Here is a 19,279-nt window from a genome sequence, read left to right on the forward strand (position 1 = left end):
CAGCCGCGCCTCATTGGCGAGATGGGCGAGCATGGCGGGTGTGGCGGGGCCGCTGCTGCGGGCGCGGTTGATGGTGGCGGCGAGGCGGGCGACGCTGCTGCTGCTGGCGGCGAGCCAGGCTTCGAGCGTTTCGTCGGGCGCGTCGCCGGGCTTGCAGAGCCGCGCCAGATGGGTGAGGCGCAGGCTTTCGAAGCCCTGGGCGAGGCTGGACTGGAGCAGCCGCTCCCAGGGGTCGGCGGGTTGCAGCACCTTGGCGGCGGCGTGTGCCCAGTCGAGCCCGGTCGACCTCGCCGAGGCGGGCATAGGCGCGGGCGAGCGCGAGGTCATCAAGGCCGTTTTCGCTGGCGATGATGCCGATGCCGATGGCGCCGTCGAGGCTTTCGAGACGGAGCAGGCGGGTGGCCAGTGGTGCGGGCGCGCCGAGCGCTGTGAGGCGGGCTGCGGCGGTATCATGGCTGCGGCGCGGCTCGGGGCCGAGCAGGCCTTCGAGCGCCTCGCCGAGCCTTGTGACGCTGGCGGCGAGGGTGGTGATGAGGGTGGCCGGGCTGCGGCCGGGCGCATAGCGCAGCACATCGGCCATATGGGTGGCGAGCGCCTCGCGGGCGTGGAGATGAAGGGCGAGCTGCTGCTGGGCGCTGATGGCGGGATCATCGAGCGCCGCCCAGAGCGCGCGGATGCCGAACAGATCACGCACGGTGACGAAGGCGGCGGCGACATCGACGAGGCTGGCGCTGCGCGCTTCGGCGAGTTCGAAGGCGAGCGGCAGGCCGCCGCGATTGACCAGCTCGTTGGCGAGTTCGGTGGCGATGAGCTCGCGCTTGAGACGGTGGCTGCGGATGGCCTCGGCGAAGCGGGCCGGCATGGGGGTGGGGAAGGCGGCGAGCAGATCGGGCTCAAGGGCCGGATCATCGAGCAGGGGGGCGGCTTCGGGGGCGGAGAGGGCGGCGGTGAGCGCCATCTTGGCATAGGCCATGAGCACGGCGAGTTCGGGCCGGGTGAAGCCCTGGCCGGCGGCGGCGGAGCGGCTGATGCTGGCATCATCGGCGAGGCCTTCGACGCGGCGATCGAGGCCGCCGCGGGCTTCGAGGGTTTGCAGCAGGCGCTGGAAGCGCGGCGTGGCGGCGAGGCCCTGCGCTTCGGCGAGGCTGAGCGCCTGCGCCTGGAGGCGATTGTCGGTGAGCACAAGGGCGGCGACGGCGTCGGTCATCTCGGCGAGCAGCGTGTCGCGGGCCGGGCCATCGAGGCGGCCGGCCAGCACCTCGGCGCCCAGCGCGATCTTGATGTTGACCTCATGGTCGGAACAGTCGACGCCGGCCGAATTGTCGATGGAGTCGGTGTTGAGCGCGTCCGCCGGCGCGGGCGAACTCGATGCGCGCCGCGCTGGGTGACGCCGAGATTGGCGCCTTCGCCGATCACGCGGGCGCCGCAGCTCGGCGCGCGTCGACGCGCAGCGCGTCGTTGGCCCGGTCGCCGACGTCGGCATTGGCTTTCGGTCGGTCGGCCTTCACATAGGTGCCGATGCCGCCGAACCAGAGCAGGTCGGCCGGTGACCTCAGCAGCGCGCGGATCAGCTCGTTCGGCGTGACGGCTCGGCTGGTCGACGCCCAGCATCGCCTGCGATCTCTCGGGGCTGAGCGGCGATCGACTTGGCAGACTGCGGGCAAAGACGCCGCCGCCTTTGGAGATCAGGCTCGTAGTCATAGTCCTCCCAGCTCGAGCGCGGCAGGTCGAACAAGCGCTGGCGTTCGGCGCAGACTGCTGCGGATCGTCCGGGTGCGGGATCGATGAAGATGTGGCATGTGATTGAAGGCGGCCACGAGCAGCAGGATTTCGGGCTGACAGCAGCATGCCATTGCCGAACACGTCGCCGCGACATGTCGCCGACGCCGATGACGCGTGAAGGGTCTCGGTCTGCGACATCGAGGCCGAGTTCGCGGAAGTGGCGCTCGACCGATTCCCAGGCGCCGCGCGCGGTGATGCCCATGTTCTTGTGGTCATAGCCCTTGCCGACCCGCCAGAGGCGAAGGCATCGCCCAGCCAGAAGCCGTGATCGCGCGGCGATGGCATTGGCGATGTCGGAGAACGTGGCCGTGCCCTTGTCGGCGGCGACGACGAGGTAGGGGTCGTCGCCGATCGTGGCAGCACGACCGTATCGGCGGGTGCATCGATCTGGCCGTCGCATCGAGATTGTCGGTGAGCGTCGAGCAGCGCGCGGATGAAGATGCTGGTAGGCAGGCCTGCCTTCGGCTTGAACCAGGCTTCGCGGTCGCGGACGGCGGGCAGCTGCTTGGCGATAGAAACCGCCCTTGGCGCCGACGGGGACGATGACGGCGTTCTTGACCATGCTGCGCCTTGACGAGGCCCAGCACCTCGGTGCGGATAATCAGTCGCGCCGGTCGGACCAGCGCAGGCCGCCGCGCGCGATAGGGCCGCAGCGAAGGTGCATGCCTTCGAGGCGTCGGGCTGTGACACCCAGATCTCGCGGTGGGGGACGGGCGGCGGCAGGCCGGGGACCTGCGCGGATTCGAGCTTCATCGCCAGCGCTTCGGGGCCGCCGGGGACAAAGGCGTTGGTGCGCAGACAGGCCTGGATGAGGGCGATGAACAGGCGCAGGATCCGGTCATCATCGAGGCTGACGACATCGGCGAGGGCGGCTTCTAGGCGCGCGCGTTGGGCGGCCTCGGCAGCGGCGCGGTCTGCCACGCCCGGCGCAAAGCGCAGGCGGAAGAGGGCGGCGATGCCGGTGGTGAGGGCGGGTGCGCGGCGCAGCGCTTCGACCACGGTGGCGATGCCGTAGGTGACGCCGGCCTGGCGCAGATAGCGGAACCAGGCGCGGAACCAGCTGGCCTCTTCAAGGCTGAGACCGCAGGCGAGGACGGGCAGGTTGAACAGGTCGTTTTCATGGCCGCCGCCGAGCACCGCGGTGAGGGCGGGGACGAGGCGGGCTTCGAGGCCGGCAAAATTCTGGAGTAGGGCTTCGTCCGGCACTTCGACGAGGAAATCATGGATCCAGCCGAGCCGGCCGCCGGCGAGATCGAAGGGGAATTCTTCGATGACCTTGAGGCCGAAATTTTCGAGCACCGGCACCGCTTCGGACAGCGGGATGATATGGCCGAGGCGATAGATTTTGAGGCGGAGCTGGCGCGGGCCATCGCCGGGGCGGCGGGAGAGGCGCACGGCGCGGCCGCTGTCATCATGCAGCGCTGTGAGCGCGATGATGTCGGCGGCCCCCTCTTCCGGGCTGTGCTGGGCGCGGTAGCTTTTGGAGAAGCTGCGACCATGGCTGAGGCTGAGCCGGGCGGCGCGGGTGGGGCCTGCGGACTGTAGCAGGGCGGCCTCGAGCCCTTCATCCCAGCCGCGGACGAGCTGGCGGAGGGCGGCATCGAGCGCGGCTTCTGCGGCGGCATCGAAGCGGGCGGCAGCCCCTTGCGGCAGGGTGAGGACGAGGTGGATGCGCGCCAGCCCTTCGGAGCGCAGCTCGACTTCGAAGCGGCTGGGGGTGCCGCCCGTTTCTTTGGCGAGCATGTCGGTGATGCTGGTGCGCAGGCCGGCGGTGTAGCTTTCGCGCGGGACATAGACGAGCACCGAGAGCGCACGGCCGAAGGGATCGGGCCTGGCGAACAGCCGGGGCGTGGCCGGTCGAGCAGCGACAGGAGGCCGAGCGCCATGGCCTGAAGCTGGGCGGCGCTGGCTTCGAACAGCTCTTCACGGGGGAAGGTTTCGAGGACGTGGAGCAGCGCCTTGGCGCTGTGGCTGCCGGGCGTGAAGCCCAGCGCCTCGACGATTTCGGCGACCTTTCGGCGCAGGAGCGGCACCTGGCGCGGCGAGGCGGCAAGGGCTGAGGAGGTGAACAGGCCGAGGAAGCGGGTTTCGGCGATGACCCGGCCCTGGGCGTCATGTCCCTTGACCGAGACGAGATCGAAATGGGCGCGGCGGTGGACGCGGCTGAGCGCCCCGGCCTTGGTGATGAGCAGCGGATCGGGGCTGGCGACGAGCGCGCGCCAGGCGGGTGCGGGTTCATCGGCCCAGATGTCGAAGCCGGGATCACGCAGCAGGCCGAGGCCGGGGGCGGCTGTGTCTTCGGGGGTGTAATCGGGGTCGGACAGGTCGCCGCCGAGTGGCCAGTGGCGCACGCCGAGCAGGGTGAAATTGTCGGCCGCCAGCCGTTCGAGAAAGGCCTGCGCCTCCTCGACGCGGTGGGGGGCGACCGGCGGCGGGTTTTCGCCGAGTGCCCGGGTGGTGGCGCGCAGCTGGGCGAGCATCGGCCGCCGAGTCCTCGACGGCGACGGCGACATCGGCGAGGACTTGTGCGATGGCGGCGAGCAGATCGGCGCGGGCGCGGGCATTGGCGCGGGCGAGCGTGATGCAGACAATGGATTCGCGGGTCAAGCCCGGTGCGAGCGGGCCGCTGGCGCGGCCATGGAGGCTGATGAGTGTGCCATCGGCATTGCGGGTGACATCGACGACCGGGTGCAGCAAGCGCTGGCTTTCAAGGCCGGCGGCGGCGACCGCAGCGGCGATCGAATCGACGAGAAAGGGCTTGTCGTCGGTGATGACGACGAGCGCGAGGCTGCGTTGGCTTGAGGGAGTTCTCGTTACGGCCAAGGGGTTGCAGCGTGATGGCCGGGGTGCCGGGGGTGCGGCTTGCCATGGCTTCGGCGACATGGGCGGCCAGCGCCTTGCGGCCCTCGGCGTCAAGGCCTTCGAGTTCGCCGGGCAGGGCCTGATCGAAGAGAAGAGGGGCGAGGGCCATTTGGGGCGGCTGATGGCCGGCGGGGTGGGTGGAGCGGGTCACGAGCGGCTGATCTGGACACATGGCAACATGGCCTTGGTTATGCGCCCCTGACAGGGCCGGGGCAAGCCCGTGATGAGTGAAATATATCTTTAATGCTATTTATGTTTGCTAGATAACATCGGCGTTCTTGGCGGGGCAGTGATGGGGAAGGGGTCGCGGAGCAGACGCGCCGGGCCGGCGGTGAAGCTGGTGTCGGCCGAGAGGCTACGCAGGGCGTCGCCGAGTTCGCGGCGCAGGCGCCTTGTGGCCGAACGGTTGAGCACTTCGCGCCAGCTGAGCACCACCTGCACGGTGTCGATGTCATGGCGCGGGCTGATGAGCGGCAGGACGATGCCGCGGACCAGCACCAGGCTGCCGCCCGCCGCGCTGAGGCTGGCTTCGAAGGGGATGGGCCGGCCGCCCAAAGCGACGAGATCGCAGGCGGCGCAGAGCTCGGCAGCGAGCGTGTTTTGGGGGGCCGTGGTGCGGGCGAGGCTCTGGCCGACGGTGAGCGCGAAGGTGGCCTGGAGCGCGGGGGCTGCGGCGAGCACCAGGGCTTCGCCGCCCGGATCAGCGACGGTGAGGCTGGTGGCTTCGAAGCCGGGCACGGCGGCGCGCTGGTGCCGGCGCCAGCTTTGCAGGGCGCGGCCGGCGAGGCGGCGCTCTTCGCGCAGGAAGCTCATCGGCAGGTCGGCGGCAGCGTGGGTCTGGGTGTCGGGGCTGGTCGTGTCGGGGTGGGCGCTGTCGGGGTGGGGCGTCACGCGCATGTTCGGCTCCTGCGAGGGGCTGGTGTTATGATGACGGCCGGCGTGGCTGGGCTTTGCGTGGATTTCGCGGTTAATGGCTGGCCAGCATGCGGGATGGGGCGGCGCAGGCGATGCTTGCGAAGGGCGGGGTGGGCTGATAGGAGCCGCGTGCGTTCGCGCATGCCGCAGTAGCTCAGTGGTAGAGCATCCGCTTCGTAAGCGGGGGGCCGGGGGTTCAAATCCCTCCTGCGGCACCAGCCTTGCCGTTATGTCCCGGGCCTTTCGGCTGGACCCTGAGGGGGTGGGCGGCTAACCCTCGCTGCAGGGCTTTTTCCTAATTCGGGTGAGGATGACCGCAGCGCTCCTGTTCGGCCTTGTTGTTCTGCCGCTTGTCGCGGGCTTTGCGGTGGGCTGGATGAGCCGTGCCTCGCGGCGGCTGGCGGCCTATGCGGCCGGGGCTGTGATGCTGGCCGGGCTGGTGATGCTGGGGCTGCTGGCGCCGGCGGTGTTTGCCGGCGAGACGCTGATCGTGACCATGAGCTGGCTGCCGGACTGGGGGCTCGATCTGGCGCTGCGGCTCGATGGGCTGGGGCTGCTGTTCGTGTTGCTGATCGACGGCATCGGGCTGTTGATCGTGCTTTATGCCTATTATTACATGCCCGACGATGACCGGCTGGGGCGCTTCTATTTCTATCTGCTGGCCTTTGCCGGCGGCATGCTCGGTGTTGTGCTGTCGGAAAATCTGCTGCTGCTGCTGCTGTTCTGGGAGATCACCAGCCTGACGTCCTTTCTGCTGGTGGCGTATAAATACAAGGACCAGGAGGCGCGGATTGCGGCGCGCATGGCGCTGGGGGTGACGGGGGCGGGCGGGCTGGCGCTGATGGCGGGGGTGCTGCTGCTGGGCCAGATCGTTGGCAGTTTCACGCTCAGCGATGTGCTGGCCAGCGGCGAGGTCATCCGCGCCGACCCGCGCTATCCGGCGATGCTGGTGCTGGTGCTGCTCGGCGTGTTCACCAAGTCGGCGCAATATCCGTTCAGCTTCTGGCTGCCCAATGCGATGGCGGCGCCCACACCAGCGAGCGCCTATCTTCATTCCGCGACGATGGTGAAGGCCGGGGTGTTTCTGCTGGCGCGGCTTTATCCTGCGCTTTCGGGGACGCAGCTGTGGTTCTACATCGTCACCGGTGTCGGCTCGGTGACCTTTCTGCTGGGCGCCTACAAGGCGCTGCTGCGGCATGATTTCAAGGGGCTGCTGGCCTATTCGACGATCAGCCATCTGGGGCTGATCACGCTGCTGCTGGGCTTGCAGACGGCGCTGTCGCCGGTGGCGGCGGTGTTTCACATCATCAACCATGCGGTGTTCAAGGCGAGCCTGTTCATGGTGGCGGGGATTGTTGACCATGAAAGCGGCACGCGTGACATGCGGCGGCTGTCGGGGCTGCGGCGGCTGATGCCCGAGACCACGGCGCTGGCGGTGCTCGCGGCGGGCGCGATGGCGGGCGTGCCGTTCTTGAACGGCTTTCTGTCGAAGGAGATGTTCTTTGCCGAGACGGTGGAGCTGAGCGGCGCGCTCAGCTGGGTGATGCCGGCGGTGGCGACGGTGGGCGGCGTTTTGGCGGTGGCCTATTCGGCGCGGTTCATCAACGATGTGTTTCTGGGCCCGCCGCCAACCGATCTGCCGCGCACGCCCAAGGAGCCGCCGCGTTTCATGCGGGTGCCGGTGGAGATTCTGGTGGGGATTGTCGTGCTGGTGGGGCTGTTGCCGCAGCTGGTGGTGGCGCCGCTGCTGGTGGTGGCCTCAAGCGCTGTGCTGGGCGGGCCGACGCCGCCGCTCGACCTGGCGATCTGGCATGGCTTCAACCTGCCGGTGATCATGAGCATCGTGGCGCTGGGCGGCGGCATCTATTATTTTTCGCGGCGCGAGATGGTGTTCAGCTTTGCCGACCGGATCGATTTCGGGGTGAGCAGCCGGGTGGCCTTTGAGCGTGCTTATAATGGGCTGACGATTGGCGCGCGGGCCCTGCTGAGGCGGCTCGACCGGCAGAGTGTACGGCAGAATCTGGCGCTGTTTCTGGGGTTCGCGCTGATTGTCGGGGTTTCGGCCTTTGCTGGCGGCGGGGCGGGTGTGGCCGGGCCGCTGGGCTGGGGCGCCTTCGGGCTGGCCGAGCCGCTGGCGGCGGCGGCGTTGCTGGTTGCCGTGCTGGGTGTGGTGGCGATGCACCGGCAGCGGCTGGCGGCGCTGGTGTTTCTGTCGGTGGCGGGGCTGATCGTGGCGCTGGTGTTTGTGCGGCTCGCAGCGCCCGACCTCGCGCTGACGCAGCTTTCGGTCGAGGTGGCCTCGATCATTTTGCTGGTGCTGGCGCTGCGCTATCTGCCGCCCGAAGCGCCGGCAGAGCAGGACCAGATGGCGGCGCGCGAGGCGGCGCGGCTGCTGCCGGATGCAGCACTTGCGCTGGCAGCGGGCGCGGGGGCGGCAGCGCTGGTGATGGCCATGCTGACCCGGCCGTTCGAGACGATTTCGGCTTGGCACATTGCCGAGGCCAAGCCGGGTGGCGGCGGGACCAATGTGGTCAATGTCATTCTCGTTGATTTTCGCGGCTTTGACACGATGGGCGAGATTGCCGTGCTGGCGATGGCGGCGCTGGCCATTCAGGCGATGCTGGCCGGGCTGCGGTTGCCGCCGGCGGTGGCCAATGCCGAGAGCGCGGCCGACCGCTATCCGCTGATGCTGAAGATGATGATGCAGCCGCTGCTGCCGCTGCTGCTGGCGGTGGCGGCCTATGTGTTTTTGCGCGGGCATAATCTGCCGGGCGGCGGGTTCGTGGCCGGGCTGATCGTGGCGGTGGCGCTGCTGCTGCAATATCTGGGCAGCGGGCTGGCGGCGGCGCAGGCGCGCATGCGGGCGGATTATGTGCAGCTGCTGGGGATTGGGCTGGGGGTGTGCGTGCTGACCGGGCTGGTGCCATGGGCCTTTGGCCGGCCGTTTCTGACCTCGGCGCATGACCATGTGCATCTGCCGCTGGTGGGCGACATCGAGCTGGCTTCGGCGATGGCCTTTGATGCCGGCATCATGCTGGTGGTGCTGGCGAGCCTGGTGGTGGCGCTGGTCGAATTTGGCCGGCTTTCCCAGCGCGAACGGCAGAACGGCTGATGGCGCTGCTGCTGGCCTTGGTGGTGGGGATATTGATTGCCGCGGGCGTGTGGCTGACGTTGCGGCCGCGCAGCTATTCGGTGGTGCTGGGGCTGACGCTGATCGGCTACGGGGTCAATCTGTTCATCGTCAGCGCGGGGCGGCTGGGGCGGCGGACGCCGCCGCTGACGCTGGAAGGTGCGGGGCCGCTGGCTGACCCGCTGCCGCAGGCGCTGGTGCTGACGGCGATCGTGATCGGGCTGGGGATGACGGCGTTTCTGATTGCGCTGGCGCTGCGCGCGCTGGCGGCCAATGCGGCGGCTGGCGATGACGCCGACCGGCTGGGCGAGGGGCCGCTGCCGGACGACAGCGAAGACTGCCCGGACGGCGAAAGCGACGAGGGCGGCCGGTGAGCGCGCATCTGCCTGTCTTGCCGATCTTGCTGCCCTTCGTGGCGGCGCTGCTGATGATGGTGGTGCGCGGCCTTGCCGTGCAGCGTGGGCTGGCGCTGGCCAGCTCAGCGGCGAGCCTGATGGTGGTGCTGGCGCTGCTTGTGGAGGCGGATAGCGGCGCGGTGTCGGTCTATCGGCTGGGGGACTGGCCGGCGCCTTATGGGATTGTGCTGGTGGTGGACCGGCTGGCGGCGCTGATGGTGGCGCTGGTGGCGGGGCTGGGGCTGGCGGCGCTGTTGATGGCGCTGGGCGGGCAGGACGCGGCGGGGCGGCATTTTCATCCGCTGTTCCAGTTGCAGCTGGCCGGGCTTGCCGGGGCGTTTCTGACCGGCGACCTGTTCAACCTGTTCGTGTTTTTCGAGATTCTGCTGCTCGCCTCCTATGCGCTTTTCATGCACGGCGGGCTGGATCAAGGGGAAGAGCCGGCGCGGCTGCGGGCCGGGCTGATCTATGTGATCCTGAACCTGCTCGGCTCGAGCCTGTTCCTGATCGCGCTGGCGCTGGTTTATGCCAGCCTTGGCACGCTCAATCTGGCCGATGTGGCGCAGCTGCTGCCAGGCGTCGGGCTGGCGGATGCGGCGCTGGTGCGGGCGGCGATGGCGCTGATGGCGGTGGTGTTTTTGCTGAAGGCGGCGGTGTTGCCGGTGTCCTTGTGGTTGCCGCAGGTTTATGCGCGCGCACCGGCGGCGGCGGCGGCGCTGTTTGCCGTGTTGACCAAGCTGGGCGCGGTGATGCTGCTGCGGCTGGCGGTTTCGGGCTGGGGCGAGGCGCCGGTGATGGCGGGGCTGCTGATGCCGTGGCTGCCGGCGCTGGCGCTGGGCACGGTGGCGCTGGGCACGGCCGGGCTGTTTGCGGCGCGGCGGCTGGGCGAGGTGGCGGGCTGGCTGGTCCTGATTTCGAGCGGCACGGTGCTGTTTGGCGTGGCCTTTGCCGGGCCGAAGATGACGGCGGCGCTGCTCTATTATCTGGTGCAGTCGACGCTGGTGGGGGGCGGGCTGTTTTTGCTGGTGGGCCATGTGGCGGCGCGGCGCGGGCTGCTGGGGGACCGGCTGGTGCGCGGGCCGGCGGTGTTTGACCGGGAGTGGCTGCTCCCGGCCTGGGGGGTGTTGGCGATCGGGCTGGCGGGGCTGCCGCCCTTTTCGGGCTTCATCGGCAAGCTGATGCTGCTGCAGGGGATCGAGGGCGGCTGGCGGGCGGCGTGGTGGGCGGTGCTGCTGACCTCGGGCGTGGGGGTGCTGGTGGTCTTTTCGCGCTGCACCGGCATGATCTTCTGGCAGGCGGGCACGGCGACGCCCGATGCGCGGCCGCATGAGATGGGGGTGGCTGGGCTGGCGCCGCGCGCCGGGCTTTGGCTGCTGGTGGCGGCGGGGCCGCTGCTGGCGCTGGCGGCGGCGCCGGTGGCGGGATATGCGGCGCGCACGGCAGCGCAGTTGCATGGCGGCGGCTACGGCGATGCGGTTCTGGGGCCAGCCACGGTGTTGCGGGAGGGCCGGCCTTGAGAGCGTTGTTGCCCCAGCCGGTCACTTCGGCGCTGATCTTCGGGTTGTGGCTGGCGCTGGCCAATTCGCTGGCGCCGGGCACGCTGATCATGGGCGGGCTGCTGGCGCTGCTGCTGCCGCTGGCGACGCGTCGCTTCTGGCCGGATTCGCCACATGTGCGGCGGCCGCTGGCGGCGCTGCGGTTGGTGGCGCGGGTGTTGGGCGATATCCTGCGCGCCAATCTGACCGTGGCGCGGCAGGTGCTGGGGCCGGTGGGGAGGCTCAGGCCGGCGTTTTTCGAGGTGCCGGTGTCGATTGAGGATCCCTTTGTGGCGACGCTTCTGGGCGGGATCATCTCGCTGACGCCGGGCACGGTGACGATCGACATCGTGACCGAGGGCGGGGCGGTGAAGCGGCTTTTGGTGCATGGGCTGGATGTGCCGGATGAGGCGGCGGCGGTGGCCGAGATCCGGACCCGTTATGAGCAGCCGCTGAAGGAGATTTTCGGATGCTGAGCCTGGCTGTGCCCGCAGCGCTGCTGATGGTGGCAGCGGCGATGGCGCTCAATTTGTGGCGGGTGGTGAAAGGGCCGGATGTGACCGACCGGATCCTTGCGCTGGACACGCTGACGATCAATGCGATTGCACTGGTGCTTCTGCTTGATATAGCACTTGGCACGCTGGTTTATTTCGAGGCGGCGCTGCTCTTGGCGATGATGGGTTTTGTCGGCACGGTGGCGCTGGGCAAGTTCGTGCTGGGCGGGGACATCATCGAATGAGCGAGATCATCATCTCGGCGCTGCTGCTGGTGGGCGCGGGCTTTGCGCTGATTGGCTCGATCGGGCTGGCGCGGCTGCCCGACTTTTTCATGCGGCTGCATGGGCCGACCAAGGCGACGACGCTTGGCATCGGCGCGATGGTGCTGGCGAGCCTTGTCCATGGCCGGACGCTGGCGCCGCTGGCGGTGACGGTGTTTCTGTTCATCACGGCACCTGTGACGGCGCATGTGGTGTCGAAGGCGGCGCTGAAGCGCGGGCGGAAGGTGCCGGAGCAGGACTGAGCGCGGCGGCGTTGCGGGCTGCGAGCCAGGCCTGAGCGGCATCGGCGAGCATGGGCGGGGCGAGCAGATAGCCCTGGATGGCGGTGCAGCCATGCGCCTTGAGGAAGCTTTTCTGGCGCTCGGTCTCGACGCCTTCGGCCACGACATCGAGGCCCAGCCCACGGCCCAAACCGATGATCGAGCGGGCGATGAGGCCGCGCTCGCCGCTGGAGATGATGCCCTGGGTGAAGCTCTTGTCGACCTTGATGCGATCGACGGGGAAGGTGGTGATGTGCGAGAGCGAGGCATAGCCGGTGCCGAAATCATCGAGGCTGAGCGAGATGCCGCGGCTGCGCAGCGCCTCCAGCGTGTCGGCGATGCGCTGGACCGAGCGGTCGAGCAGCACGGTTTCGGTGATTTCGACCTCCAGGCTGCTGGGGCGGATGCCGTGCCGGACAAGGGCCTGGCGCAGGGTTTCGAGGAAATCATCGGCGAGCAGCTGGGCGGTGCTGACATTGACTGCGATCATGCCCGGGGCGAGGCCGGCGGCGGCGAGGCCGGCATGGGCGGCCAGCGCCTTGTCGATGATGCTGAGGCCGAGGCTGTGGGCGAGGCCGATGTCTTCGGCGATGGCGACGAACTCCTGCGGCGGGATCCATTCACCGGCATCATGCCAGCGGGCCAGCGCCTCGAAGCCGCTGATGCGGCCCGAGGCGAGATCGAGCTGGGGCTGGAGGGCGACGGCGAGCCGGTCTTGCGGGATGGCGAGGCGCAGCCGGTCGGCGAGGCGGGTGCGGCGCTCGATGCGCGCGGCCAGCGCTTCATCGTAGAAGGCATGGCGGGCGCGGCCCTGGCGCTTGGCTTCGTAGAGCGCGGCATCGGCGCGGCTGAGCAGGGTTTCGGCGCTGGTGTCATCGGGGCCGAAGCCGGTGACGCCGATCGAGATGGAGGGGGTGTAGCGGGCCTGGCCGAGGCGGACGGGGCGGCGCTGGCGGGCGAGCAGCTGATCGAGGAAGCGGCTGAGCTGGGCGCCTTCGGTGAGACCGGGGGCGTTGATGGCGAATTCATCGCCGCCCAGCCTGGCGATGGTCATGCCGGGGCGCGCGATGCGGGCGAGGCGGCGGGCGACGAGGCGGAGCAGCAGATCACCCGCACCGTGGCCGAGGCCATCGTTGACGGTCTTGAAGAAATCGATGTCGAAGAGGATGAGGCTGCCGCCCCGCGTGCGGGCGGCGGGCGCGAGGGCGGCGAGGGCGACCGCGCGGTTGGCGAGGCCGGTCAATGAGCAGCGCTCGGCCAATGCGCGAAGCTCGGCTTCGGCGCGCATGATGGGGGTGATGTCGGTGCGGATGGTGACGATGTTGCCCGACGGGGAGCGGGCGTTGCTGACCTGGACGAAATGGCCGTTGTTGAGCTCGAAGACGCGCGAATAATCGGGGCTGCGGTGGCGGGCGAGATAATCGGCGATCCAGGCTTCGCGCAGCGGTTCGGGGTCGGTGTCGAAGATTTCGGGGGCGTAGTGATTGGCTTCGACCTTGCGGCGGATGATGTCTTCGAGCCGGTCGCCGCGCGGGGCGAGGGCCGCGGCGTCGGGCAGGATGTCGTGATAGCTCCGGTTGATCAGCACGAGGCGTTCGTCGCGGTCATAGACGGTAAGGGCGGCGGGGATAGCGTCGATGACATCGCGCAGGAGCGTCTCGGTTTCGGCGCGCAGGCGGAGCTCGCGGCGGGCGGCGGCGGCGGCGGCGCGGCGCTCGGTGACGTCTTCGAAGGTGCCGATGACCAGCCGGCCGCCACTCTCCTGCTCGATGGTGCGGCCGCAGGCGCGGACATGGATGCGGCAGCCATCGGCGCGGTCGAGCGGCAGTTCGAGATCCCATTGGCCGCCCGTCTCGATGGCTTCGGCGACGGCGGCGGCGACATGGTGGCGGGCTTCGGGGGCGTAGAAGGCGATGGCCTCGTCGATGGTTGGCTGGGTCCCGGGCGGCAGGCCGTGGATGCGGCTGGTGGCGTCGCTCCACCAGAGTTCGCGGGTTTCGGAATTGAGCATCCAGGCGCCGATGCCGGCCACGGTGAGCATCAGCTCGGACTGGCCGAACAGGCGGTGGCGGGCGCGCTGGAGCCGGCTGGCGCGTCGTCTTGGCCACCCTATTTCGCTCATACGGCAGGCCTCCCCCAGCAAGATTTCGACAGATCAGGATGTTGCTACGGCCGGCGGCGGGGATGGTTTAGCGGTGTGAGCGAGGATCTCGATTGAGGTTTCGAAATCAATCAATTTCTCCAATCAGGGGGCGGACGGTAAAAGAGGCCCAAGCAGGAGATGACCGATGATGGAACTTCGTCCCTTTTCGACCCTTGGCAGTGCGGATCATGGCTGGCTGGATGCGCGCCATCATTTCAGCTTTGCCGGCTATCATGACCCGGCGCGCGTGCATTGGGGCGCGCTCCGGGTGTGGAACGATGACCGGATTGCACCGCATCACGGCTTTGATCCGCATGGCCACCGGGACATGGAGATCATCACCTATGTGCGCACGGGCGCGATCACCCATGAGGACAGCATGGGCAACCGCGGACGCACAGAGGCCGGCGATGTGCAGGTGATGAGCGCGGGCAGCGGCGTGGTGCACAGCGAGTATAATCATGAGGATGAGCCGACGACGCTGTTCCAGATCTTGATCATTCCGGATGCGCCGGGCGGCCAGCCGGGATGGGGCGCACGGCCGTTTCCCAAGGCGGACCGCGCCGGGCGGTTTGTGACGCTGGCGAGTGGGATGGCGGGCGATATGGCGGGTGGCGGGGATGCGCTGCCGATCCGCGCGCATGCGCGGGTTTCGGGCGCGACGCTGCGGGCTGGCGAGACGGTGAGCTATGCCACCAGCATGGACCGGCACCTTTATCTGGTGCCGGCCCGTGGCCGGGTGCGGATTGGCGACATTGAAGCGGCGGCGCGCGACGGGGTGGCAATTGCAAAGGTTGATCAGATCAGCGTGACGGCGCTGGAAGATGCGGAACTGGTGCTTGTCGATTCGCGATAGTCGTGCATTAATGTTTCCTGCGGTGTGACTTTGCCGTGACATATTTTATGATTTGGTCATGGATTGTTCATCTGTATTGCATCTGCGTAGTCCTGCTCTGCATTTGCAGGGGCTTGTGAAGCGGTTTTCGGGTTTGACCGCTGTCGATGGCCTTGATCTGCACATTCGTCAGGGCGAGCTTTATGCGCTGCTTGGTCCCAATGGCGCGGGCAAGACGACGACGCTGCGCATGGTGGTGGGGCTGGAGGCGCCGGACAGCGGCCGCATCGAGGTGTGTGGCATCGATGCGCTTGCCGAGCCGCTGGCGGCCAAGGCGCGGATCGCCTGGCTGCCCGACGACCCGCTGCTGTATGACAAGCTGACGCCGATGGAATATCTGGCCTTTGTGGCCGGGCTGTGGGCGGTGCCGGGCGCGGTGGCGCGGGCGCGGGCAGAGGCGCTGGTGGTGCAGCTAGGCCTTGAAGAGAAGCGCGATGCGCGCTGCGAGGGGCTGTCGCGCGGGCAGCGGCAGAAGGTGGCGCTGGCGGGCGCGCTGATTCATGAGCCGGAGCTGCTGATTCTGGATGAGCCGCTGACCGGGCTTGATGCGGCGGCGGCGCGCACGGTGAAGGACATGCTGCGCGCACGCACGCGGGCGGGCGGCACGGTCATTCTGACGACGCATATTCTCGAGGTGGCCGAGCGGCTGGCTGACCGGATCGGCATCATTCGCGCTGGCCGGCTGATTGCCGAGGGCACGCCGCAGGCGCTGGCGGCGGACGGCGAGACGCTCGAGGACGTGTTTCTCGCGCTCGCCACATGAGCCTCGGCCTTGCCAGCCTGCTGCGCCATGAGCTGCGGCTGGGCCTGCGACTGGGCAGCGGCAGCTCGCGCGGGCGCTGGCTGGTGGGGCTGCTGCTGGTGGCGAGCGGGCCGGTGGGCTTTGGCTGGCTGATAGCCCGGGCGGTGGCGCAGGCGGGGCCGGAGGTGACGCCGGCGGCGATGACGATGCTGGTGGCGCTGCATGCGATGTTGCTGCCGCTGATGCTGTCGCTGGCGGCGGTGCAGGTGCTGCGTGCCTTTCGTGACCGCGGTGATCTTGATCTGTTGTTGAGCGCGCCGCTGCCGCCGTCGCGGGTGTTTCTGGCAAAGGCGCTGGCGGCGAGCTGGATGGTGGCGATGCCCTTTGTGGCGTTGCTGGGCCCGTTCATCCTGTTCAGCGCGGTGCTGGGCCAGTGGCGCTGGCTGGGCGGTTTCGCTGTGCTGATGGCGACCGCGGCGACCGCCACCGGGCTCGGCTTTCTGGTGGTGGCCGTGCTGATCGGCTGGCTGGGTGGGCGGCGGGCGCGCATGGTGGTGCATCTCGGCTCGGCGGCGCTGGGGGCGGCGATCTTCATCGGCACGCAGGTGAGCGGGCTGGCGGGCACTGTGGGCGCGCAGGAGGGCAGCGCGGCGCTGCTGGCGCGGCTGGGGCAGGCGGCGCCGGGGCCGCCTTTCGACATGGCGGCGCGCGGCGCGCTGGGCGAGCCGGGCCCGCTGCTGGCGCTGATGCTGCTGGGTGCGGCCTCGCTGGGCGTGGCGGTGGGGCCGGGGGCGCGGCGGCTGGCGCAGCGCGAGATGGCGGATGAGACGCCGCGCGCGCGCCGGACGGTGCGTTTTGGGGCAGGGCCGACGCGGGCGCTGGTGGGCAAGGAACTGCGGCTGCTGTGGCGCGATCCGGAAACGTTGGCGCAGGTGCTGCTGCGCTTCATCTATCTCATTCCGTTGCTGTTTCTGGCGACGCGCGAGGGGGCGGCCCCGGACACGGTGGTGCGCCAGCTGCTGGCCGGCGGGGTGGGGCTGGCGGTGATGGCGGCATCGAGCCTAGCCTGGATCACGCTGTGCGCCGAAGAGGCGCGCGAGCTGGTGGAAGCGGCCCCGATTGCGCGCTGGCGGCGCGGCGCGGCCAAGTTGGCGGTGGCCTGCGGCCTGCCGCTGGTGGCGCTGCTGCCGCTGGCGCTGTGGCTGGCGACGCTCGATGCCGGCGCCGGGCTGCTGATGCTGGTGTTGGCGGCGGTCGCGGCGCTGAGCATGGCGCTGGTGCAGGGCTGGCATGGGCCGCGCATTCCGCGCACGGCGTTTCGCAAGCGCCCGGCGGCGCTGCTGCTGATGGGGCTGATCGAGATCACCATGGCCGGGGCCTGGGCCGGGCTGGCGGTGCTGGCCATGGCCGGCAGCGGCTGGGTGCTGCTGCCGGCGGGCTATGTGGTGCTGGTGGTCGGGCTGGCCTTTGCCCTGCGGCGCCGGCGCTAGGGCTCAGTCGCGGAGCAGCTCGTTGATGCCGGTTTTTGAGCGGGTCTGGGCGTCGACGGTCTTGACGATGACGGCGCAGTAGAGGCTGGGGCCGGGGCTGCCATCAGGGAGCGGCTTGCCGGGGAGATTGCCGGGGACGACGACGGCATAGGGCGGGACCTTGCCGACATGGACCTCGCCGGTGGCGCGGTCGATGATCTTGGTGCTGGCGCCGAGATAGACGCCCATGGAAAGCACCGCGCCTTCGCCGACCTGCACGCCTTCGGCGACTTCGGCGCGGGCGCCGATGAAGGCGCCGTCACCGATGATGACGGGTGCGGCCTGCAGCGGCTCGAGCACGCCGCCGATGCCCGCACCGCCCGAGATATGGACGTTTTCGCCGATCTGGGCGCAGCTGCCGACCGTGGCCCAGGTATCGACCATGGTGCCCTTGCCGACGCGGGCGCCGATGTTGACGAAGCTGGGCATCAGCACGACGCCGGGCGCGATATAGGCGCCGCGGCGCACGATGGCGCCGGGCACGGCGCGGAAGCCGGCGGTGCGGAAATGCTCGGGCGTCCAGCTTTCGAACTTGGTGGGCACCTTGTCCCACCACAGGCTGCCGCCGGGCGCACCGAAGACGCCGCTGTTGGGGGTGAGGCGGAAGCTGAGCAGCACGGCCTGCTTGAGCCACTGGTTGACGCGCCAGCCGCCGGCGCCGTCAGGCTCGGCGACGCGCAGGCTGCCATTGTCCAGCCCGTCGAGCGCGGCCTGCACGGCGTCACGCAGCAGGCCGGACTCGGCCTCTTTCATGGTCTCGCGGTTGGCCCAGCCTTCGCTGATGATGGTTTCGATGTTGCTCATAGGTCCTCCAGGATCGCCAGCGTGTTGGCGAGAAACTGACCGACGTCATGGACGCGGTAATCGATATGGTCATGGTCGACGCCCGGGCCTTGTTCGGAACCGTTGTCGACCCAGACGGTGGTCATGCCGATGGCCTTGGCGGGCACCAGATTGCGTGCCATGTCTTCGACGAAGAGCGCGCGGCCGGGCGTGATGCCGTGCGTTTCGCACAGATGCACATAGGCGCCGGCCTGCGGCTTGGGGACATAGCCGAGCGCGTGGATGTCGTGCATCGCATCGAAGCTGTCGGACAGGCCGAGGCGGGCGAGCACGCGCGTGGCATAGGGGGCATCGGCATTGGTGAAGACCAGCTTGCGGCCGGGCAGGCGGGCGATCATGTCGGCGAGCAGCGGCGCGGGCGTGACGACATCGATGTCGACATCATGGACGAATTCGAGAAAATCATGCGGGTCGACGCTATGGGCGGACATCAGGCCGGGCAGGGTCATGCCGTGGCTGTGGTAATAGTCTTTCTGGATGCGTCGGGCTTCGATGGCGTCGACGCCGAGCAGCCGCTCGATATAGCGGCCCATGCGCAGGTCGATCTGCGGGAACAGGCTTGCGGACGCCGGGTAGAGCGTGTTGTCGAGATCGAAGATCCAGGTGTCGATATGGGCAACCATCGCCCGCTCCTAGCGGCCTCGGCGCGTGGGGGAAGGGGCCGGGGGCGGGGTGGCCGGTCAGTCGTTGATTTCGGTGCAGGCTTCAGGGGCCATGCGGGCGAAGGCGTAGGAGAGTTCGGTGCCCTTGCCGCGAATGCTGTGCCTTGGACTGCCATAGGCAAAACCCGAGGCGGCGGGCTGGGCTTCGAGCCGGACCGGCGCTTCGCCATTGGCGCTGAGCATCGCGTGACCCTCGAAGAAGGTGACGCTGAGCAGGGTGCCGCGCTCGCAGCGGAAGCTGACGGTATTTTCTGCCGGTTGGGACGCGGTGGCGCAGCCGGCGAGCAGGACCAGCGGCAGCAGGGCGCGCATCAGCTGGCTTCCTTGGCCTCGGTGAATTTGTAGAAGATGCCCTGCTCGTCTTCGCCGTGGAGGGTGAGGACGCCTTCGATGGTGCGGACATCGTAGGAGACCTTGACCGGCGTTTCGGCGCGGACCTCGATGAACTGCATGGGCAGGGGATTGAGGTGGAAGGGGCAATCGGGCGGATAGGCGAGCAGCACGAAATGGGTCTGGTTGGTGCCGTTTTGCAGCGGCAGCATATAGCCGTTCACCTTGACGCGCTTGCCGGCGAGCTTCTTCACCGAATCGGGGAAGACCGGCTTGGAGCGGATCAGGTTCTTCTCGTCCTTGCGGGTGATTTCCTTGGTCGATTCGAGCACGGCCCAATCGACGCCGCCGGGCGGGGTGGGGGCTGGCTTCCAGACGCTTTCAGACGGCGTCAGCGTGCGGTCCGGCGCCATTTGGGCCTGAGCAGCGACAGGCAGGGCGAGCGTTGCGGCGGCGATGAGGGCAAGGATGCGCATCG

Annotated in this window: 20 protein-coding genes, 1 tRNA gene and 3 pseudogenes; 12 read left to right on the forward strand and 12 right to left on the reverse strand. The window is 68.9% G+C overall.

Features of this window, described 5'->3' with window-relative positions; genetic code table 11:
- Window positions 1–10 precede the first annotated feature (10 nt).
- From ACMVO5_RS11125 to ACMVO5_RS11135, 3 genes and pseudogenes are all read right to left on the reverse strand, one after another.
- A complete protein-coding gene (locus tag ACMVO5_RS11125; RefSeq protein ID WP_416907571.1) occupies window positions 11–1,483 on the reverse strand; it encodes an NAD-glutamate dehydrogenase domain-containing protein in 1,473 nt (490 codons plus the stop codon).
- Complete coding sequence (locus ACMVO5_RS11130; protein ID WP_416907573.1) at window positions 1,413–1,664, reverse strand: NAD-glutamate dehydrogenase domain-containing protein; 252 nt, start codon at window positions 1,662–1,664, stop codon at window positions 1,413–1,415. The genes ACMVO5_RS11125 and ACMVO5_RS11130 overlap by 71 nt, the downstream gene beginning before the upstream one ends.
- Window positions 1,568–2,446: pseudogene (locus ACMVO5_RS11135) on the reverse strand (NAD-glutamate dehydrogenase domain-containing protein). Before ACMVO5_RS11135 ends, ACMVO5_RS11130 begins: the two are co-directional and overlap by 97 nt.
- A 38-nt stretch (window positions 2,447–2,484) precedes the next feature.
- On the opposite strand from ACMVO5_RS11135, the gene ACMVO5_RS11140 reads away from it, so the two are divergent.
- Window positions 2,485–2,661 (forward strand): hypothetical protein, encoded by a 177-nt coding sequence (locus ACMVO5_RS11140; protein WP_416907574.1) that lies wholly within the window; start codon window positions 2,485–2,487, stop codon window positions 2,659–2,661.
- Window positions 2,662–2,766: 105 nt separating this feature from the next.
- Here ACMVO5_RS11140 and ACMVO5_RS11145 read toward each other — a convergent pair.
- The 3 genes and pseudogenes from ACMVO5_RS11145 to ACMVO5_RS11155 form a co-directional block, all read right to left on the reverse strand.
- Window positions 2,767–3,585 (reverse strand): annotated as a pseudogene (locus ACMVO5_RS11145) (NAD-glutamate dehydrogenase); the annotation flags it as partial.
- A 110-nt stretch (window positions 3,586–3,695) separates the two neighbouring features.
- Window positions 3,696–4,133, reverse strand: a pseudogene (locus ACMVO5_RS11150) (hypothetical protein); the annotation flags it as partial.
- A complete protein-coding gene (locus ACMVO5_RS11155) occupies window positions 4,045–4,665 on the reverse strand; it encodes a hypothetical protein (RefSeq protein WP_416907575.1) in 621 nt (206 codons plus the stop codon). The pseudogene ACMVO5_RS11150 and the gene ACMVO5_RS11155, both read right to left, overlap by 89 nt.
- Between ACMVO5_RS11155 and ACMVO5_RS11160 the strand changes: the two genes are divergently transcribed.
- Window positions 4,553–4,846 carry a hypothetical protein gene (locus ACMVO5_RS11160; RefSeq protein ID WP_416909388.1) on the forward strand — a complete coding sequence of 98 codons (294 nt, stop codon included), beginning with the start codon at window positions 4,553–4,555 and terminating at the stop codon, window positions 4,844–4,846. The two genes, ACMVO5_RS11155 and ACMVO5_RS11160, sit on opposite strands and share 113 nt — an antisense overlap.
- A 44-nt stretch (window positions 4,847–4,890) precedes the next feature.
- On the opposite strand, the gene ACMVO5_RS11165 is transcribed toward ACMVO5_RS11160, so the two are convergent.
- A complete protein-coding gene (locus tag ACMVO5_RS11165) occupies window positions 4,891–5,541 on the reverse strand; it encodes a hypothetical protein (protein ID WP_416907576.1) in 651 nt (216 codons plus the stop codon).
- 161 nt (window positions 5,542–5,702) lie between these two features.
- Between ACMVO5_RS11165 and ACMVO5_RS11170 the strand changes: the two genes are divergently transcribed.
- The 7 genes from ACMVO5_RS11170 (at window position 5,703) to ACMVO5_RS11200 (ending at window position 11,639) form a co-directional block, all read left to right on the forward strand.
- Window positions 5,703–5,777, forward strand: a tRNA-Thr gene (locus tag ACMVO5_RS11170).
- A 92-nt stretch (window positions 5,778–5,869) separates the two neighbouring features.
- On the forward strand, window positions 5,870–8,671 hold the full coding sequence (locus ACMVO5_RS11175; protein WP_416907577.1) for a monovalent cation/H+ antiporter subunit A: 2,802 nt from the start codon (window positions 5,870–5,872) through the stop codon (window positions 8,669–8,671).
- Window positions 8,671–9,063: a Na+/H+ antiporter subunit C gene (locus ACMVO5_RS11180; protein WP_416907578.1), complete on the forward strand. Its 393-nt coding sequence runs from the start codon at window positions 8,671–8,673 to the stop codon at window positions 9,061–9,063. The genes ACMVO5_RS11175 and ACMVO5_RS11180 overlap by 1 nt, the downstream gene beginning before the upstream one ends.
- A complete protein-coding gene (locus ACMVO5_RS11185) occupies window positions 9,060–10,601 on the forward strand; it encodes a monovalent cation/H+ antiporter subunit D (protein ID WP_416907579.1) in 1,542 nt (513 codons plus the stop codon). The genes ACMVO5_RS11180 and ACMVO5_RS11185 overlap by 4 nt, the downstream gene beginning before the upstream one ends.
- A complete protein-coding gene (locus ACMVO5_RS11190; RefSeq protein ID WP_416907580.1) occupies window positions 10,598–11,095 on the forward strand; it encodes a Na+/H+ antiporter subunit E in 498 nt (165 codons plus the stop codon). Before ACMVO5_RS11185 ends, ACMVO5_RS11190 begins: the two co-directional genes overlap by 4 nt.
- Entirely contained in the window at window positions 11,089–11,358 is a 270-nt protein-coding gene (locus ACMVO5_RS11195; protein WP_416907581.1) for a K+/H+ antiporter subunit F, read from the forward strand. Before ACMVO5_RS11190 ends, ACMVO5_RS11195 begins: the two co-directional genes overlap by 7 nt.
- Window positions 11,355–11,639 carry a Na+/H+ antiporter subunit G gene (locus ACMVO5_RS11200; protein WP_416907582.1) on the forward strand — a complete coding sequence of 95 codons (285 nt, stop codon included), beginning with the start codon at window positions 11,355–11,357 and terminating at the stop codon, window positions 11,637–11,639. The genes ACMVO5_RS11195 and ACMVO5_RS11200 overlap by 4 nt, the downstream gene beginning before the upstream one ends.
- Here ACMVO5_RS11200 and ACMVO5_RS11205 read toward each other — a convergent pair.
- Complete coding sequence (locus ACMVO5_RS11205) at window positions 11,563–13,779, reverse strand: putative bifunctional diguanylate cyclase/phosphodiesterase (protein ID WP_416907583.1); 2,217 nt, start codon at window positions 13,777–13,779, stop codon at window positions 11,563–11,565. The genes ACMVO5_RS11200 and ACMVO5_RS11205 overlap by 77 nt on opposite strands.
- Before the next feature lie 166 nt (window positions 13,780–13,945).
- On the opposite strand from ACMVO5_RS11205, the gene ACMVO5_RS11210 reads away from it, so the two are divergent.
- From ACMVO5_RS11210 to ACMVO5_RS11220, 3 genes are all read left to right on the forward strand, one after another.
- On the forward strand, window positions 13,946–14,656 hold the full coding sequence (locus ACMVO5_RS11210; protein WP_416907584.1) for a pirin family protein: 711 nt from the start codon (window positions 13,946–13,948) through the stop codon (window positions 14,654–14,656).
- A 133-nt stretch (window positions 14,657–14,789) separates the two neighbouring features.
- Window positions 14,790–15,458, forward strand: coding sequence for an ABC transporter ATP-binding protein (locus ACMVO5_RS11215; RefSeq protein ID WP_416907585.1), 669 nt, complete (start codon window positions 14,790–14,792; stop codon window positions 15,456–15,458).
- Entirely contained in the window at window positions 15,455–16,927 is a 1,473-nt protein-coding gene (locus tag ACMVO5_RS11220) for a hypothetical protein (RefSeq protein WP_416907586.1), read from the forward strand. Before ACMVO5_RS11215 ends, ACMVO5_RS11220 begins: the two co-directional genes overlap by 4 nt.
- 3 nt (window positions 16,928–16,930) lie before the next feature.
- Here the strand turns inward: ACMVO5_RS11220 and ACMVO5_RS11225 are convergent, their stop codons facing one another.
- The 4 genes from ACMVO5_RS11225 to ACMVO5_RS11240 are packed head-to-tail and all read right to left on the reverse strand — an operon-like array spanning window position 16,931 to window position 19,277.
- Entirely contained in the window at window positions 16,931–17,719 is a 789-nt protein-coding gene (locus ACMVO5_RS11225) for a 2,3,4,5-tetrahydropyridine-2,6-dicarboxylate N-succinyltransferase (RefSeq protein ID WP_416909365.1), read from the reverse strand.
- Between the two features lie 47 nt (window positions 17,720–17,766).
- Entirely contained in the window at window positions 17,767–18,432 is a 666-nt protein-coding gene (locus ACMVO5_RS11230; protein WP_416907587.1) for a pyrimidine 5'-nucleotidase, read from the reverse strand.
- Between the two features lie 57 nt (window positions 18,433–18,489).
- Complete coding sequence (locus ACMVO5_RS11235) at window positions 18,490–18,783, reverse strand: MliC family protein (RefSeq protein WP_416907588.1); 294 nt, start codon at window positions 18,781–18,783, stop codon at window positions 18,490–18,492.
- Window positions 18,783–19,277 carry a DUF3299 domain-containing protein gene (locus ACMVO5_RS11240; RefSeq protein ID WP_416907589.1) on the reverse strand — a complete coding sequence of 165 codons (495 nt, stop codon included), beginning with the start codon at window positions 19,275–19,277 and terminating at the stop codon, window positions 18,783–18,785. The genes ACMVO5_RS11235 and ACMVO5_RS11240 overlap by 1 nt, the downstream gene beginning before the upstream one ends.
- Window positions 19,278–19,279 lie beyond the last annotated feature (2 nt).

The organism is Polymorphobacter sp., assembly GCF_048007885.1.
Lineage (GTDB): Bacteria > Pseudomonadota > Alphaproteobacteria > Sphingomonadales > Sphingomonadaceae > Sandarakinorhabdus.